Origin of the sequence: Bordetella genomosp. 2 (assembly GCF_002261345.1) — a bacterium.
Lineage (GTDB): Bacteria > Pseudomonadota > Gammaproteobacteria > Burkholderiales > Burkholderiaceae_B > Bordetella_A.
The window spans coordinates 47,054-63,516 of the sequence record NZ_NEVT01000002.1 but is presented as its reverse complement, the minus strand read 5'-3'; the positions used below and the strand labels follow the sequence as shown (position 1 = coordinate 63,516).

13 protein-coding genes are annotated in these 16,463 nt (G+C 68.1%); 11 read left to right on the top strand and 2 right to left on the bottom strand.

From position 1 onward, the window contains the following. Window positions 1-15: 15 nt before the first annotated feature. Window positions 16-1,122 carry an S-(hydroxymethyl)glutathione dehydrogenase/class III alcohol dehydrogenase gene (locus CAL24_RS00835; RefSeq protein ID WP_028353717.1) on the bottom strand — a complete coding sequence of 369 codons (1,107 nt, stop codon included), beginning with the start codon at window positions 1,120-1,122 and terminating at the stop codon, window positions 16-18. Between the two features lie 217 nt (window positions 1,123-1,339). Here CAL24_RS00835 and CAL24_RS00830 point away from each other — a divergent pair, with 217 nt between their 5' ends. The 4 genes from CAL24_RS00830 to CAL24_RS00815 all read left to right on the top strand — a co-directional run bounded on the left by CAL24_RS00830 (window position 1,340) and on the right by CAL24_RS00815 (window position 9,462). After that, entirely contained in the window at window positions 1,340-2,092 is a 753-nt protein-coding gene (locus CAL24_RS00830; RefSeq protein ID WP_028353718.1) for a hypothetical protein, read from the top strand. Window positions 2,093-2,432: 340 nt separating this feature from the next. Next, window positions 2,433-7,169 (top strand): glutamate synthase-related protein, encoded by a 4,737-nt coding sequence (locus tag CAL24_RS00825; RefSeq protein WP_028353719.1) that lies wholly within the window; start codon window positions 2,433-2,435, stop codon window positions 7,167-7,169. 9 nt (window positions 7,170-7,178) lie between these two features. Continuing rightward, complete coding sequence (locus CAL24_RS00820; protein ID WP_094805480.1) at window positions 7,179-8,645, top strand: glutamate synthase subunit beta; 1,467 nt, start codon at window positions 7,179-7,181, stop codon at window positions 8,643-8,645. Between the two features lie 190 nt (window positions 8,646-8,835). Beyond that, window positions 8,836-9,462 (top strand): OmpW/AlkL family protein, encoded by a 627-nt coding sequence (locus CAL24_RS00815; protein ID WP_028353721.1) that lies wholly within the window; start codon window positions 8,836-8,838, stop codon window positions 9,460-9,462. On the opposite strand, the gene CAL24_RS00810 is transcribed toward CAL24_RS00815, so the two are convergent. Beyond that, window positions 9,450-10,355 carry a LysR family transcriptional regulator gene (locus CAL24_RS00810; RefSeq protein WP_028353722.1) on the bottom strand — a complete coding sequence of 302 codons (906 nt, stop codon included), beginning with the start codon at window positions 10,353-10,355 and terminating at the stop codon, window positions 9,450-9,452. The genes CAL24_RS00815 and CAL24_RS00810 overlap by 13 nt on opposite strands. 64 nt (window positions 10,356-10,419) lie before the next feature. Here CAL24_RS00810 and CAL24_RS00805 point away from each other — a divergent pair, with 64 nt between their 5' ends. From CAL24_RS00805 to CAL24_RS00775, 7 genes are all read left to right on the top strand, one after another. Then, window positions 10,420-11,589 carry a YbfB/YjiJ family MFS transporter gene (locus CAL24_RS00805; RefSeq protein WP_094805479.1) on the top strand — a complete coding sequence of 390 codons (1,170 nt, stop codon included), beginning with the start codon at window positions 10,420-10,422 and terminating at the stop codon, window positions 11,587-11,589. Between the two features lie 39 nt (window positions 11,590-11,628). Further along, the gene (locus CAL24_RS00800; protein ID WP_028353724.1) at window positions 11,629-12,612 is read left to right on the top strand and encodes a tripartite tricarboxylate transporter substrate binding protein; all 984 of its coding nucleotides are present in this window, start codon (window positions 11,629-11,631) and stop codon (window positions 12,610-12,612) included. Window positions 12,613-12,712: 100 nt separating this feature from the next. Beyond that, the gene (locus CAL24_RS00795; RefSeq protein ID WP_094805478.1) at window positions 12,713-13,549 is read left to right on the top strand and encodes an ABC transporter ATP-binding protein; all 837 of its coding nucleotides are present in this window, start codon (window positions 12,713-12,715) and stop codon (window positions 13,547-13,549) included. Further along, entirely contained in the window at window positions 13,546-14,334 is a 789-nt protein-coding gene (gene mlaE, locus CAL24_RS00790; RefSeq protein WP_028353726.1) for a lipid asymmetry maintenance ABC transporter permease subunit MlaE, read from the top strand. The genes CAL24_RS00795 and mlaE overlap by 4 nt, the downstream gene beginning before the upstream one ends. A gap of 12 nt (window positions 14,335-14,346) precedes the next feature. Continuing rightward, window positions 14,347-14,823 carry an outer membrane lipid asymmetry maintenance protein MlaD gene (mlaD, locus tag CAL24_RS00785; RefSeq protein ID WP_028353727.1) on the top strand — a complete coding sequence of 159 codons (477 nt, stop codon included), beginning with the start codon at window positions 14,347-14,349 and terminating at the stop codon, window positions 14,821-14,823. 105 nt (window positions 14,824-14,928) lie between these two features. Continuing rightward, on the top strand, window positions 14,929-15,726 hold the full coding sequence (locus CAL24_RS00780) for an MlaA family lipoprotein (protein ID WP_028353728.1): 798 nt from the start codon (window positions 14,929-14,931) through the stop codon (window positions 15,724-15,726). 30 nt (window positions 15,727-15,756) lie between these two features. Beyond that, window positions 15,757-16,389, top strand: coding sequence for an MlaC/ttg2D family ABC transporter substrate-binding protein (locus CAL24_RS00775; RefSeq protein ID WP_094805477.1), 633 nt, complete (start codon window positions 15,757-15,759; stop codon window positions 16,387-16,389). Window positions 16,390-16,463: the final 74 nt, after the last annotated feature.

Below are 16,463 nucleotides of genomic sequence, written 5' to 3'. Positions count from 1 at the left end.
GAAGACGGCGGCGCGTCAGTACAGCACCACGGAACGGATCGACTCGCCGCGCTTCATCAGGTCGAAGCCCTCGTTGATCCGCTCCAGCGGCAGGGTATGGGTGATCAGGTCGTCGATGTTGATCTTGCCGTCCATGTACCAGTCGACGATCTTGGGCACGTCGGTGCGGCCGCGCGCGCCGCCGAACGCCGAGCCCTTCCACTGGCGGCCGGTCACCAGCTGGAACGGCCGGGTGCTGATCTCGGCCCCGGCCTCGGCCACGCCGATGATCACGGACTGGCCCCAGCCCTTGTGGCAGCACTCCAGCGCCTGGCGCATGACCTGCGTATTGCCGATGCACTCGAAGGAATAGTCGGCGCCGCCGTCCGTCAGCTGGACGATGTGGTCGACCACGTTCTCGACTTCCTTCGGGTTGACGAAGTGCGTCATGCCGAACTTGCGGGCCATGGCTTCGCGCTCGGGGTTCAGGTCCACGCCGATGATCTTGTCGGCGCCCACCATCTTGGCGCCCTGGATCACGTTCAGGCCGATGCCGCCCAGGCCGAACACCACCACATTGGCGCCGGCCTCGACCTTGGCGGTGAACACCACCGCGCCCACGCCAGTGGTGACGCCGCAGCCGATGTAGCAGATCTTGTCGAACGGCGCGTCCTCGCGCACCTTGGCGACGGCGATCTCCGGCACGACGATGTAGTTCGAGAAGGTGGAGGTGCCCATGTAGTGGAACAGTGGCTTGCCGTCCAGCGAAAAGCGCGAGGTGGCGTCCGGCATCAGACCCTTGCCCTGCGTCGTGCGGATGGCCTGGCACAGGTTGGTCTTGCGCGAGAGGCAGAATTTGCACTGGCGGCATTCCGGCGTGTAGAGCGGAATGACGTGGTCGCCCTTTTTAAGGGACGCAACTCCGGGGCCCACGTCGACCACGATCCCGGCGCCTTCGTGGCCCAGGATGGCGGGAAACAGGCCCTCCGGGTCGGCGCCGGAGAGGGTGTAGTAATCCGTGTGGCAAATGCCGGTAGCCTTGACCTCGATCAGGACTTCGCCGGCGCGCGGACCTTCCAGGTCCACTTCTTCCACGGTCAGCGGCGCACCCGCTTTCCAGGCGATGGCGGCTTTGGTCTTCATGCAGGGCTCTCCTTGAGGTGTTTCTACGGCTATTGCGTTTGCAGCCCCGATGTTAACCTGCATGAGCGACCGGCCCGTGAAGGCCGCGGCGGGCGCATCGGCAGTCCAGCGGGCGGCCATTTGCGCACCCGCAACGCTTGACCCTCGACGGTTATGGCACTATTTATATATAGTTGATCGACCCCAACGTTCTTTTGGCTGCGCACGCCTCCCTACTATGGCCCGTCTGCCCCGTTTGTATGCCCCCGGGCTGCCCCAACTGGTGCAGGCCAATTTTGTCCAGCCGCTGGCCGCGCCCTCGCAGCCGGCGCCGCAGGACATCCTGAACCAGCTGGCAGCGTGGCTGGGCGATTCCGCCCAGCGGCACCGTGTCGCGGTGCACGGCTGGGTGCTGGCCAACGACCGCATCCTGCTGCTGGCCACGCCGGCCGACGAAGAAGGCCTGCCCCGCCTGATGCAGACCCTGGGCCGCAACCTGGCGGCCCGCCTGCGCGGCGGGCGCGTGTTCGCCGGCCGCTACCGCTCGGCGCTGCTCGAGCCCGGCGTATGGGTGCTGCCGGCGCTGGTCTGGCTCGAAACCTACCCCGTGCGCAGCGGCGGCGCCCATGACCCCGATTCCTGGCCCTGGTCGTCCGCCGGCAGCCATACCGGCAACACTTCGCCAGCCACGCCGCCCTCGCCGTGGCAATCCGACCACGCCGATTACTGGGCCTGCGGCAATACGCCGTTCGACCGCCAGGCCAATTACCGCCGCCGCCTGCAGGAAGGGCTGTCGCGCGAGCAAAGCCAGCGCATCGACCAGGCCGTGTCCGGCCAGTGGGCGCTGGGCGGCCCGGCCTTCATCGCCAGCCTGGCCCACACCGCCAGCCGGCGGGTCGCCCCGGGGCAGCGCGGCCGTCCCCGCAAGAAGCCGGTCGAGCCCGTCACCGCCGCCGCGCCCGCCGACGGCAACGGCGCCTCCGAAACCTGAATCTCCCGCCACACCAGGCCGCGCCGACCCCGTCGCCCCCGCGCGCCATCCCGCCTGCCGCGCATCCTTCCGATTCGCGATTTCGCCACAAAAATATAGGGACGCATAATAGCTTTTCGCGGCCAGAGGCCACGCGACGCAGGTTCACGCCTTCTTCGTGACAATCCATCTGATTGTTTTATAAGTACTTTTAATGCGTCACCATATATGTGCACCATTTTGGTGAAATAAATAATATAGGGACACACCCTGTTTGTTTGTATTGCAGCGCTTGCCGTGCCGCAGTATCGTCCTTCCCTTGCACTGCAACATCCCGACGCAGGCCACTGCGGAGCGCGCTATGTCACCTACTTCCCACGATGCTTCCTGTCGCCCCGCCGCGACGCCCATCGATGCCAGCCGCATCGGTCTGCCGGCGCCGCAGGGCCTTTACAACCCCCAGCATGAACATGACGCCTGTGGCGTCGGGTTCGTGGCCCATATCAAGGGCCGCAAGAGCCACGCCATCATCCAGCAGGGCCTGAAGATCCTGGAAAACCTGGACCACCGCGGCGCGGTGGGGGCCGACAAGCTCATGGGCGACGGCGCCGGCATCCTGATCCAGATCCCCGACGCGCTGTACCGCGACGAGATGAGCCAGCAAGGGGTGACGCTGCCGCCGCCGGGCGAGTACGGCGTGGCGATGGTGTTCCTGCCCAAGGAAACCGCCTCGCGCCTGGCCTGCGAACAGGAACTCGAACGCGCCGTGCGCGCCGAGGGCCAGATCGTGCTGGGCTGGCGCGACGTGCCGGTGGATGTCGACATGCCCATGTCGCCCACCGTGCGCTCGGTCGAGCCGGTCATCCGCCAGTTGTTCATCGGCCGCGGCGCCGACGTCATGGTGCCCGACGCGCTGGAGCGCAAGCTGTACGTCATCCGCAAGACGGCCAGCCACGCCATCCAGGCCATGCGCCTGGCGCACGGCAAGGAATATTTCGTGCCGTCGGCCTCGGTGCGCACCGTGGTCTACAAGGGCCTGCTGCTGGCCGACCAGGTCGGCCGCTACTATCGCGACCTGGCCGACCCGCGCACCGTGTCGGCCCTGGCCCTGGTGCACCAGCGCTTCTCGACCAACACCTTCCCCGCCTGGCCGCTGGCCCACCCGTACCGGATGATCGCGCACAACGGCGAGATCAACACCGTGAAGGGCAACTTCAACTGGCTGCGCGCGCGCGAAGGCATGATGCAGTCGGCCGTGCTGGGCGACGACCTGAAGAAGCTGTACCCGATCGTCTACGAAGGCCAGTCCGATACCGCCACCTTCGACAACTGCCTCGAACTGCTGGTGAACTCGGGCTATTCGCTGGCCCACGCCATGATGATGATGATCCCGGAAGCCTGGGAACAGCACACGCAGATGGACGAGAGCCGCCGCGCGTTCTATGAATACCACGCGGCCATGATGGAGCCGTGGGACGGCCCGGCCGCCGTGGCCTTCACCGACGGGCGCCAGATCGGCGCCACGCTGGACCGCAACGGCCTGCGCCCGGCGCGCTACCTGATCACCGACGACGACATGGTCATCATGGCGTCCGAGGCCGGCACGCTGTCCATTCCCGAGAACCGCATCGTCAAGAAGTGGCGCCTGCAGCCGGGCAAGATGTTCCTGATCGACCTGGAACAGGGCCGCATCATCGACGACGCCGAGATCAAGCTGCAGCTGTCCAACAGCCGCCCGTACCGTCAATGGATCGAGCGCCTGCAGATCAAGCTCGAATCGCTGCCCGCGCCGCGCCAGGCCGTGCCGGCCACGCAGTCGTCCGTGTCGCTGCTCGACCGCCAGCAGGCCTTCGGCTGGACCCAGGAAGACTACAAGTTCATCCTGGAGCCGATGGCCACCACCGGCGAGGAGATCGTCGGCTCGATGGGCAACGACGCGCCGCTGGCGGTGCTGTCGAACCGCGCCAAGCCCTTCTACAACTACTTCCGCCAACTGTTCGCGCAGGTGACCAACCCGCCGATCGACCCGATCCGCGAACAGCTGGTGATGTCGCTGGTGTCGTTCATCGGCCCCAAGCCCAACCTGCTGGACATCAACAACGTCAACCCGCCGCTGCGCCTGGAAGTGTCGCAGCCGGTGCTGGATTTCGCCGCCATGGCGCAGATCCGCGACATCGAGCAGGTCACCGGCAAGAAGTTCCGCAGCTACGAACTGGACATCACCTACCCGGCGGCCTGGGGCTCGGAAGGCATCGAGGCCCGCGTGGCCGCGCTGTGCGCGCGCGCCGTCGACGCGGTGCAGAGCGGCTACAACATCCTGATCGTGTCCGATCGCCTGGTCGACAGCGAGCGCGTGGCGATCCCCGCGCTGCTGGCCACGTCGGCGGTGCACCAGCACCTGATCCGCGCCGGCCTGCGCACCAATACCGGCCTGGTGGTAGAAACCGGCTCGGCGCGCGAGGTGCACCATTTCGCGCTGCTGGGCGGCTACGGCGCCGAGGCCATCCATCCCTACCTGGCGCTGGAATCGCTGGGCCGCATGGCCGACCCCGACAAGGCGGTCAAGAACTACATCAAGGCCATCGGCAAGGGCCTGAACAAGGTCATGTCCAAGATGGGCATCTCGACCTACATGTCGTACACCGGCGCGCAGATCTTCGAGGCCGTGGGCCTGCAGCGCGCCCTGGTCGACAAGTACTTCACCGGCACGGCGTCCAACATCGAGGGCATCGGCATTTTCCAGGTGGCCGAGGAAGCGCTGCGCCAGCATCGCGCCGCGTTCGGCAACGACCCGGTGCTGGCCAACGACCTGGACGCGGGCGGCGAATATGCCTACCGCGTGCGCGGCGAAGAGCACATGTGGACGCCCGATTCCATCGCCAAGCTGCAGCATGCGTCGCGCGCCAACAACTACCGCACGTACAAGGAGTACGCGCAGATCATCAACGACCAGAGCCGCCGCCACATGACGCTGCGCGGCCTGTTCGAGTTCCGCTTCGAACCGTCGCGCGCCATCCCGCTGGAAGAAGTCGAGCCGGCCAAGGAAATCGTCAAGCGCTTCGCCACCGGCGCCATGTCGCTCGGCTCCATCTCGACCGAGGCCCACACCGTGCTGGCCGTGGCCATGAACCGCATCGGCGGCAAATCGAACACGGGCGAGGGCGGCGAGGACGAGCTGCGCTACCGCGCCGAGATGCGCAACGGCAAGAGCGGCATCAAGAAGGGCGACACGCTGGCCTCGGTGCTGGGCAGCGAACGCATCGAAGCCGACGTGCCGCTGCAGGCGGGCGATTCGCTGCGCTCGCGCATCAAGCAGGTGGCCTCCGGCCGGTTCGGCGTCACGGCCGAATACCTGGCCAGCGCCGATCAGATCCAGATCAAGATGGCGCAGGGCGCCAAGCCCGGCGAGGGCGGCCAGCTGCCCGGCCACAAGGTGTCTGAATACATCGCCAAGCTGCGCTATTCGGTGCCGGGCGTGGGCCTGATCTCGCCCCCGCCGCACCACGACATCTATTCCATCGAGGATCTGGCGCAGCTCATCCACGATCTCAAGAACGTCAACAGCAAGGCCTCCATCTCGGTCAAGCTGGTATCGGAAGTGGGCGTGGGCACGGTGGCGGCCGGCGTGGCCAAGGCCAAGGCCGACCACGTCGTGATCGCCGGCCACGACGGCGGCACCGGCGCCTCGCCCGTGTCGTCCATCAAGCATGTCGGCACGCCCTGGGAACTGGGCCTGGCCGAGACGCAGCAGACCCTGGTGCTGAACCACCTGCGCAGCCGCATCCGCGTGCAGGCCGACGGCCAGATGAAGACCGGCCGCGACGTGGTCATCGGCGCGCTGCTGGGCGCCGACGAATTCGGCTTCGCCACGGCGCCGCTGGTGGTCGAAGGCTGCATCATGATGCGCAAGTGCCACCTGAACACCTGCCCGGTGGGCGTGGCCACGCAAGATCCGGTGCTGCGCCGCAAGTTCCAGGGCAAGCCCGAGCACGTGGTGAACTTCTTCTTCTTCATCGCCGAAGAAGTGCGCGAAATCATGGCCCAGCTGGGCATCCGCAAGTTCGACGACCTGATCGGCCGCGCCGACCTGCTCGACATGCGCGCCGGCATCGACCACTGGAAGGCCCAGGGCCTGGACTTCGGCCGCGTCTTCTACCAGCCGCAGGTCGATACCGAGAAGCGCCAGACCGAGGCGCAGGACCACGGCCTGGCCGGCGCGCTCGACCACCTGCTCATCGAACGCAGCAAGCCCGCGCTGGAGCGCGGCGAAAAGGTGTCGTTCATCACGCCGGTGCGCAACCGCAACCGCACCGTGGGCGCCATGCTGTCCGGCGCGCTGGCCGCGCGCTATGGGCATGACGGGCTGCCGGACGACACCATCCACATCCAGTGCAACGGCACGGCCGGGCAGAGCTTCGGCGCCTTCCTGGCGCACGGCATCACCCTGGACCTGGTGGGCGAAGCCAACGACTACGTCGGCAAGGGCCTGTCGGGCGGGCGCATCATCGTGCGTTCCCCCAACGATTTCCGCGGCTTCGGCCCCGACCACATCATCGTCGGCAACACCGTGCTGTACGGCGCCCTGGCCGGCGAGGCTTTCTTCAACGGCGTGGGCGGCGAACGCTTCGCCGTGCGCAACTCGGGCGCGGCCGCGGTAGTGGAAGGCACCGGCGACCACGGCTGCGAATACATGACGGGCGGCACGGTCGTGGTGCTGGGCAGCACGGGCCGCAATTTCGCCGCCGGCATGTCGGGCGGCGTCGCCTACGTGTGGGACCCGGACCGCAGCTTCAAGCACCGCTGCAACATGGCCATGGTGGAACTCGAAGCCATCGTGCCGCATGCCGAGCAACACGCGCAGAACAGCCGCGAAGGCTGGCACAGCGCGCAGCGCGGCGGCGAACGCGAAACCGACGAGACCATCCTGCGCCGGCTGATCGAAGACCACTTCCGCTACACCGGCAGTTTCCGCGCCCGCGAGATCCTGGGCGACTGGGAGGCCTCGCGCGGCAAGTTCATCAAGGTCATGCCGACGGAATACCGCCGTGCGCTGGGCGAAATGTGGCGTGCAGCCAACCCTGAACAACTGGCTGCCTAAGGATTCGAAATGGGAAAGATCACTGGCTTTATGGAATTTCAGCGGCTGCAGGAAGCCACTGAAGCGCCGCAGAAGCGCCTGAAGAACTGGCGCGAATTCGTGCTGCACCTGTCCGACGAGCAATCCAAGCAGCAGGCCGCCCGCTGCATGGATTGCGGCATCCCGTTCTGCAACAACGGCTGCCCGGTCAACAACATCATCCCCGACTGGAACGACCTGGTGTACCGCCAGGAATGGCGCCGCGCGCTCGACGTGCTGCACTCCACCAACAATTTCCCGGAATTCACCGGCCGCATCTGCCCGGCGCCCTGCGAAGCTGCCTGTACGCTCAACATCAACAGCGACGCGGTGGGCATCAAGTCGATCGAGCACGCCATCATCGACAAGGGCTGGGCGGAAGGCTGGGTCGTGCCGCAAGTGCCGGCCCGCAAGACCGGCAAGAAGGTGGCGGTGGTCGGTTCGGGCCCGGCCGGCCTGGCGTGCGCCCAGCAACTGGCGCGCGCCGGCCATTCGGTGACTGTCTTCGAAAAGAGCGATCGCATCGGCGGCCTGCTGCGCTATGGCATTCCCGATTTCAAGCTCGAGAAGTCGCAGATCGACCGCCGCATCGCCCAGATGGAAGCCGAAGGCGTCGAGTTCGCGCCCTCCACCTATGTGGGCAACCCGGCCGACCCGGTGGCCGACGGCCTGACCGTGCGCACCCCGGAATCGCTGCTGGCCGAATTCGATGCCGTGGCCATGACCGGCGGCTCCGAAACGCCGCGCGACCTGCCCGTGCCCGGCCGCGAGCTCGACGGCGTCTACTTCGCCATGGACTTCCTGCGCCAGCAGAACAAGGCCGTGGCGGGCGACCGCCTGATCGGCCAGACGCTGGCCAAGGGCAAGCACGTCGTGGTGATCGGCGGCGGCGACACCGGTTCGGACTGCGTCGGCACCAGCAACCGCCACGGCGCGGCCTCGGTCACGCAGTTCGAATTGATGCCCCGGCCGCCCGAGGCGGAAGACAAGCCGCTGGTCTGGCCCTACTGGCCGCTCAAGCTGCGCACTTCGTCGTCGCACGAAGAGGGCTGCGAACGCGACTGGGCCGTCACTACCAAGGCCTTGAAGGGCAGCAACGGCAAGGTCGAGAAGCTGGTGGCCGCGCGCGTCGAATGGTTCAAGGACGAGGCCACCGGCCAGATGAAGATGCGCGAGGTCGAGGGCTCGGAATTCGAGATCCAGGCCGACCTGGTGCTGCTGGCCATGGGCTTCGTGTCGCCGGTGCAGAACGTGCTGGATGCCTTCGGCGTGGATCGTGACGCGCGCGGCAACGTGCGCGCCAATACCGACGATTACCGCACCAGCGTGGACAAGGTGTTCGCCGCCGGCGATATGCGCCGCGGGCAATCGCTGGTGGTGTGGGCCATCCGCGAGGGCCGCCAGTGCGCCCGCGCGGTCGACGAGTACCTGATGGGGGCCAGCGAACTGCCGCGCTGAGCCCGCACCCCGGTCTTGGCTGTAGACGCCAGGTTTCTTGCGAAACCTGGCGTTTTACTGTGCGCCGCTGTCGTCACAATGTTGCACGGTCTATACCCGAATCATAAATAACCCTACTGCTGACATGGATCAAAACGGTTACCCGGCCGGCCTGCGATCCTCTCGCTTCCCTGTTCTCTAGGAGCGTTCCATGTCAGTGATCCGTACCGTCGCCGCCGCCACACTGTGCGCCGCCAGCCTGGCCGGCCCCGCCCATGCCCACGAAGCGGGCGACTGGCTGTTCAAGCTGGGCGTCACGCAGGTCAAGCCCAAGTCGGACAACGGCAGCGTGCTGGGCGGCAGCGTGGACCTGGACGTCAGCAGCAACGTCCGCCCCAGTTTCAGCGTGACATACATGGCCACCCGGCACGTCGGCATCGAGCTGCTCGGCGCCTGGCCCTTCCAGCACGATATCCGGGGCAGCGGCGGCCTGGGCAAGATCGGCTCCACCAAACACCTGCCTCCCACCCTGAGCCTGCAGTGGCATTTCCTGCCCGACAGCACGGTGCAGCCTTATGTCGGCGTGGGCGTCAACTACACCCATTTCTTCGACACGCAGGCGCGCGGCCCGCTCAGCGGGTCCGACCTGGACCTGGGCGACTCCTGGGGCCTGGCCGGCCAGCTGGGCGTGGACGTGAAGCTCAGCGACAACTGGTTCATGAACGCCGACCTGCGCTATATCGACATTTCCTCCAAGGTGAAGCTGGACGGCCAGCGCATCGGCACGGCGCGCATCGACCCGTGGGTGGCCACCGTAGGGGTGGGCTACCGGTTCTGAGGCACGGCCGCGCCGGCCTGCGGCCGGGTCTGCGCCAGCAGTTCGGCACGCAGCGCATCCAGCGCGGGCGACTGATGCCCGCGGCGCCATGCCAGCATGGTGCGCGCCTCGACGAATGGCGGCGGCAGGGCGCTGACCCGCACCGTCCCTTCGGCCCGCAGCACGCCCAGCACCGAACGCGGCACGATGGCCACCCCCGCGCCCGCCGCCACGCAAGCCACGATCGCATGGTACGAGGCGAAATCCATCACCCGGCCCGGGGCGATGCCTTCCCGGGCCAGCCAGGCCTCCAGGATGCGCCGGTATGAGCAGCCCGCGCTGAATGCGATCAGCGTCGCGCCGCGCAAGGCGCGCGCGCTATCCAGCGGCGGGCCGGTCAGCGGCGATATCACCGCCAGCGTCTCGGTAAAGGCCGGCATGGCCTGCAGGCCATCGTCGGCATACGGCTCGGCCACGAACGCCGCCTCGATATCGCCGGCCAGCACCTGGTTGACCAGCGCCGCGCTGGTGCCCGACACCAATTCCATGCTGACTTGCGGCCAGGCGGCGTGATAGGCGGCCACGATGGGCGGCAAGCGCGCGGCGGCCGTGCTCTCCATGGTGCCCAGCCGCAGGGTGCCGCGCGGCGCGCCTTCCTGCAGCGCCGCGCGCGCTTCATCGGACAGGCGCAGCAGGCGGTCGGCGTAGTCCAGCAGCAGGCGCCCCTGGGCGGACAGCACCAGCCGGCGGTTGTGCCGCTGGAACAGTGTGGTACCCAGCGCCGCTTCCAGCTGGCGCAGGCGGGTGGACACATTGGATTGCACGCGGTTCAGGTGCGCGGCCGCCCGCGCCACCCCGCCGCGCTCGGCCACCGCCTTGAATATCTGCAGGGCATCGAGGTCCAAATTTCTCATTTCAAGAACTCATGTTCTTAATAATTCACTATTAAAGATAATAATACGCGCCTAGACTGCCGTCATGTCAGTCTCGATCGCTTCCCGCACCCCCGCCCCGATTCTGCTGGCCTGGCCGGGCCTGGCCGCCCTGGCCGTGGCCATGGGCATCGGCCGCTTCGCCTTCACGCCGATCTGGCCGCTGATGGCGCAGGAGGCCGGGCTGGGGCTGGCGCAGGGCGGCTGGCTAGCCTCGGCCAACTACGCCGGCTATCTGGCCGGGGCGCTGGCCGCGGTGGTATTTCCGGTGCGGCGGGTGCGCGCCGGCCTGCTGGGCAGCCTGGCGGCAGTCGTCCTGCTGACACTGGGCATGGCCGTGCTGGACGGCATGGCGGCGTGGCTGGCGCTGCGACTGGCGGCCGGCTATGCCAGCGCCTGGGCCTTCATTTGCGTGGCGGCATGGCGCCCGGTGCCGCCCGGCGCCCGCGCCGAGGCCGCCATCCTCAGCTGGACCTACGCCGGCGTGGGCGTCGGCATCGCCGCCAGCGGCCTGGCCTGCCTGGCCCTGATGCAGGCGGGCGCGGGGGCGGACTTGAACTGGCTGGCGCTGGGCGCGCTGGCGGGGGCGACCGCGCTGGCGGCGGCGCTGGCATTGTGGCGCCGGCCCGCGCCCGCGGCCGCGCCCGCTGCGGCGCGCAGGCCGGCCGCCCCGGCTGGCGAACGGCGCGACATCCGCTGGCTGACCCTGCACTACGGGCTGTTCGGCATGGGCTATATCGTGCCGGCGACCTTCCTGCCCGCCATGGCGCAGGCGCGGGTCGCCGACCCCGCCGTATTCGGCTGGGTATGGCCGTGCTTCGGGGCCGCGGCCGCGGCGTCCTGCCTGATCGCGCCGCGCCTGGCGCGCGGCGGCGACGAACGGCGCATCTGGCGGGCCGCCCAGTTGCTCATGGCGGCCGGCATGGCGGCCCCGGCGCTGCGCGATTCGCTCGGCGCGATCGCCCTGGCGGCATTGCTGGTGGGCGGCACGTTCGTGGTGATCACCCAGGCGGGCATGCAGGCCGCACGGCGCAGCGCCGGCGCCAGCGCGGCCCGCGCGGCGGCAGCCATGACGGCGGCCTTCGCGGTGGGCCAGATCCTCGGGCCGCTGGCGGCCGCCTGGGCGGGCCGGCTCGGCGTCGACCTGGCGATGGTGCTGGGCGCCAGCGCCGCGCTGCTGGCGCTGGCCGCGCTGGCCATTCCGCAGCGGGCATAATGGCAGGTTCCGCGCTATATCGAAAAGAGGAGTCCGCGCATGAAACCGCTACGCCCCCTGCTGGCTGGCCTGCTGGCCGCCGCTGTCCTGGCCGGCGCCCCCGCCCACGCCCAGGATGCCGGCAACTGGCCCAACAAGCCGATCACGCTGATCGTGCCCTACGCCCCCGGCGGCTTCGCCGATACCCGCGTGCGCCTGCTGGCGCGCAAGCTGGCCGACTCGCTCAAGCAGAGCGTGGTGGTCGAGAACAAGGCCGGCGCCGGCGGCGTGATCGGCACCAGCCTGATCGCCAAGGCCGCCCCCGACGGCTACACCATCGGCACGGGCAACCTGGCGCCGATGGCGGTCAACCCCACCCTGATGCCCGACATCCCCTATGACGCGGCCAAGGACCTGGCGCCCGTCATCCTGATCGAGAACAGCCCGCTGGTCCTGAGCGTCAACAATTCCCTGCCGGTCAAGAACCTGCAGGAACTGATCGCCCTGGCCAAGAAAGAGCCCGGGAAACTGACTTTCGGCTCGTCCGGGGTGGGCGGCGCCCACCACCTGTCGGGCGAAATGTTCCGCGAGCAGGCCGGCATCGATATCGTGCACGTGCCGTACAAGGGCGGCAGCCTGGCGGCCACCGACCTGATGGGCGGCCATATTTCCATGATGTTCGAGATGGGCTATTCGGCCCTGCCGGCCATACGCGGCAACAAGATCCACCCCATTGCCGTGACCTCGGCCAAGCGGCTGGACGTGCTGCCCGAAGTACCCACCCTGGCCGAAGCGGGCCTGCCCGGCTTCGAGTCGTACAACTGGCAAGGCATCGTGGCCCCGGCCGGCACCCCCGCGCCCATCATCGCCAGGCTCAACAGCGAATTCAACCGCATCCTGCAGGACCCGGAAGTGCAGAAAGCCATTGCCGACACCGGCAGTCAGGCCGGCGGCGGCACGCCCGAGGAATTCGGCGCCTTCATCGCCAGCGAGACCGCGAAATGGGCCGAAGTGATCAAAAAAGGCAACATCACGCTGCAATAGCGCAGTAGATGCGCCGCCGGGCAGGCTGGCCGCTACACGCTACAATGGCCGTCGCCACGGGGGCCAGCCTCTTGCCGGCCCCCTCAACTCCCCGCTGCCTATGCCCGTTCAAACTCGCAACAGCCCGGACTACGCCCTGTCCCTGGACAGGGTTTCGCTAGGCTATGGCGATTTCACGGTGTTGCAGGACATCACCATGGAAGTCCGACCCGGGCAGGTCGTGGCCGTCATGGGCGGCTCCGGATCGGGCAAGACCACCCTGTTGCGGGCCGCGACCGGCCAGCTGCAAGCCCTGCGGGGCCAGGTGCGGGCATTCGGCACCGACCTCGCCCAGGTCGACGGCGACGGCCTGCAGGCGCTGCGCAAGCGCATGGGCGTGCTGTTCCAGCAAGGCGCGCTGTTCACCGACCTGAACGTCTTCGAGAACGTCGCGTTCCCGCTGCGCGAGCACACGCGCCAGCCGGAGGCGGAACTCACCGCGCGCGTGCTCGACACCCTCGATGCGGTCGGCCTGCGGGCCGCCGCGCACCTGCGCGTGGCGGAAATCTCCGGCGGCATGGCGCGCCGCGTGGCGCTGGCCCGCGCCGTGGTGCTGGAGCCCGAACTCATCCTCTACGACGAGCCGTTCGCCGGGCTGGACCCCATCTCGATGGGCATCACCGCGCGCCTGATCCGCGACCTGGCCGACCGGCTGCATTGCGCATCGGTGCTCATCACCCACGATGTGCAGGAATCGTTCGCCATCGCCGACCAGGTATATCTGGTCGGCCAGGGCCGCCTGGTGGCCGCGGGCACGCCGCAGACGCTGTCGGAATCGCAAGATCCCTACGTGCGGCAATTCCTGCGCGGCGAACCGGATGGGCCGGTGGCCTTCCAGTACCCCGCCACCCCGGCCTTCCAGGCCTGGCTGGCGCGGCAACAAGGACGCAAATCATGAGCGGGCCGACCCAGGCTCTCGCCGCATTGGGCCGCTGGGTGCGGACCCAGGTCAGCGGCGTGGGCTTCTTCACCCGGTTCCTGGGCGCGCTGCTGGCGCGCAGCGGCATCGCCGTGTCGCGTCCGGGGCTGGTATCGCAGCAAGTACACTTCATCGGCAACTATTCCCTGCTGATCATCGCCGTATCCGGCATGTTCGTCGGCTTCGTGCTCGGCCTGCAGGGCTATTACACGCTCAACCGCTACGGCTCCGAAGAGGCCCTCGGCCTGCTGGTGGCGCTGTCGCTGGTGCGCGAGCTCGGCCCGGTCGTCACGGCGCTGCTGTTCGCCGGCCGCGCCGGCACGTCGCTGACCGCCGAAATCGGCCTCATGAAGGCCGGCGAACAACTCGCCGCCATGGAGGTCATGGCGGTCGACCCCATGCGGCGGGTGCTGGTGCCGCGCTTCTGGGGCGGCATCATCGCCATGCCGGTGCTCGCCGCGGTGTTCTCCATGGTCGGCATCCTGGGCGGCTGGATCGTCGGCGTGCTGCTCATCGGCGTGGACGCCGGCGCGTTCTGGTCGCAGATGCAAAGCGGCGTGGACGTCTGGGACGATGTGGCCAACGGCGTGCTCAAGAGCCTGGTGTTCGGCGTCACCGTGACCCTGGTGGCGCTCTATGAAGGCTGGCAAGCCCGCCCCACGCCCGAAGGGGTGGCCCGCGCCACGACGCGCACCGTCGTCGTGGGCTCGCTGGCCGTGCTGGGCCTGGACTTCCTCCTGACCGCCCTGATGTTTGGCAATTGATACGGATTCATCATGTCACGCGAAAAAACCGATTTCTGGGTAGGGCTGTTCGTGTTGCTGGGCGCCGCCGCGCTGGTGTTCCTGGCCTTGCGGGCCGGCAACCTCAGCAGCTTCTCGTTCGCGCCCACCTACACCCTGACGGCCAATTTCGACAACATCGGCGGCCTCAAGGCGCGCGCGCCGGTCAAGAGCGCCGGCGTGGTGGTGGGCCGGGTCAGCAAGATCAGTTTCGACGACAAGGTCTTCCAGGCGGTCGTCACGCTCGACCTGGAAGAGGGCTACCAGTTCCCCAAGGACTCCTCGGCATCCATCCTCACCTCCGGCCTGCTGGGCGAGCAGTATGTGGGCCTGTCCGCCGGCAGCGAAGAGGAGAACTTTGCCGACGGCGGCAAAATCCGCTATACCCAGAGCGCGGTCGTGCTGGAACAGCTCATCAGCCAGTTCCTGTACGGCACCGCGGAAAAACAGGGCAGCACGCCGGGGAATTGACGGCGCGCCGCCCGGGCTCGGGGATAATTTCCCGGGCCGTCCCGAGCGCCATCCGTGGCATCCAGTGAACCACCTGAACCTTACGTCCCCGGGGCCGACCCCACCATGAAGACGCCTACCTACGTTCGACTCGCCTCCGCCCTGGCCGTGTGTGCCGTGACCGCGGGCTGCGCCGCCCCCGGCAACCCCGATCCGCGCGACCCCTGGGAAGGTTTCAACCGCGGCGTCTACAAGTTCAACGACACCGTCGACCGCGCCCTGTTCAAGCCGGTGGCCCAGGCCTACACCTACGTCACGCCGCAGCCGGTGCGCAGCTGCGTGCACAACATGTTCAGCAACGTGGGCGACCTCTGGTCGGCCACCAACAGTTTCCTGCAGGGCCGCGGCCACGATTTCGTCAACACCCTGGGACGCTTCCTGTTCAACACGACCATGGGGGTGGGCGGCTGCTTCGACGTCGCCTCGGCCAACGGCGCGCGCCGGATTCCCAACGACTTCGGCACCACCCTGGGCGTGTGGGGCTTCGGCCAGGGCCCCTACCTGGTGCTGCCGCTCCTGGGCGCCAGCTCGGTGCGCGACGGCGTCGGCCTGATCGGCGACTGGCAGGGCGGCATGATCACCTATTCCAACCCGGGCGCCATCGAAAACACCCGCTGGCGCAACTCGCTGTGGGGCCTCGACATCGTCGACACCCGCGCCAGCCTGCTCGACACCACCGACATGGTCGACCGCGTCGCGCTCGATCCCTACAGCTTCGTCCGCGACGCCTACCTGCAGCGACGGGCGGCCATGGTGCGCGGCACGGCGGCCGACGAAGACAGCCTGCCCGACTACAGCGACGACGACGGCGACGCATCCGCGCCCGCCCCGGTCCAGCCGGCCGCGCCCGCCTCCAGCCAGTAAGGGCGCGGCCTCATTCAGCAAGGAGTTCTCATGCGGTTTCCTGTCTATTCCGTGTTGCAACGCCTGTTCCTCGCCGCGGCGCTCGGCCTGATGGCCGCCGCCGGCGCCCAGGCCAAGCCCGATCCCAACGGCGCGCCGGACAAGTTCGTGCTGGACGCCGCCAACGAGGCGCTGGCCGCCATCAAGGCCGACGGCCAATTGCGCGCCGGCGACCTGAGCCGCATCAACCAGGCGGTCGACACCTACATCCTGCCGTACGTCAATTTCCGCAAGACCACCCAGCTGGCGGCCGGCCGCTACTGGCGCCAGGCCACGCCGGAGCAGCGCGACGCGCTGGCCGAGGCCTTCCGCGGCACCCTGATCCGCACGTACAGCGGCGCGCTGACCAGCGTGAACCAGAACACCACCATCAAGCTGCTGCCGTTCCGCGGCGACCCCAACGCCGACGACGTGGTGGTGCGCAGCCTGATCACCCAGGCCAACGGCCAGCCGGTGCAGGTCGATTACCGGCTCGAAAAAGACCCCGCACAAGGCTGGCGCATCTACGACATGAACGTCGAGGGCATCTGGCTGATCCAGAACTACCGCAACCAGTTCGCCCAGCAGATCAACCAATCGGGCATCGACGGCCTGATCCAGGCGCTCAACCAGCGCAACCAGTAAGCCAGCAGGCGGCGCGCCCCCGGCCACCGGGAGGCGCGCCGCCTTTTATAATGGGCGATTCGCTCTTTCCCGGG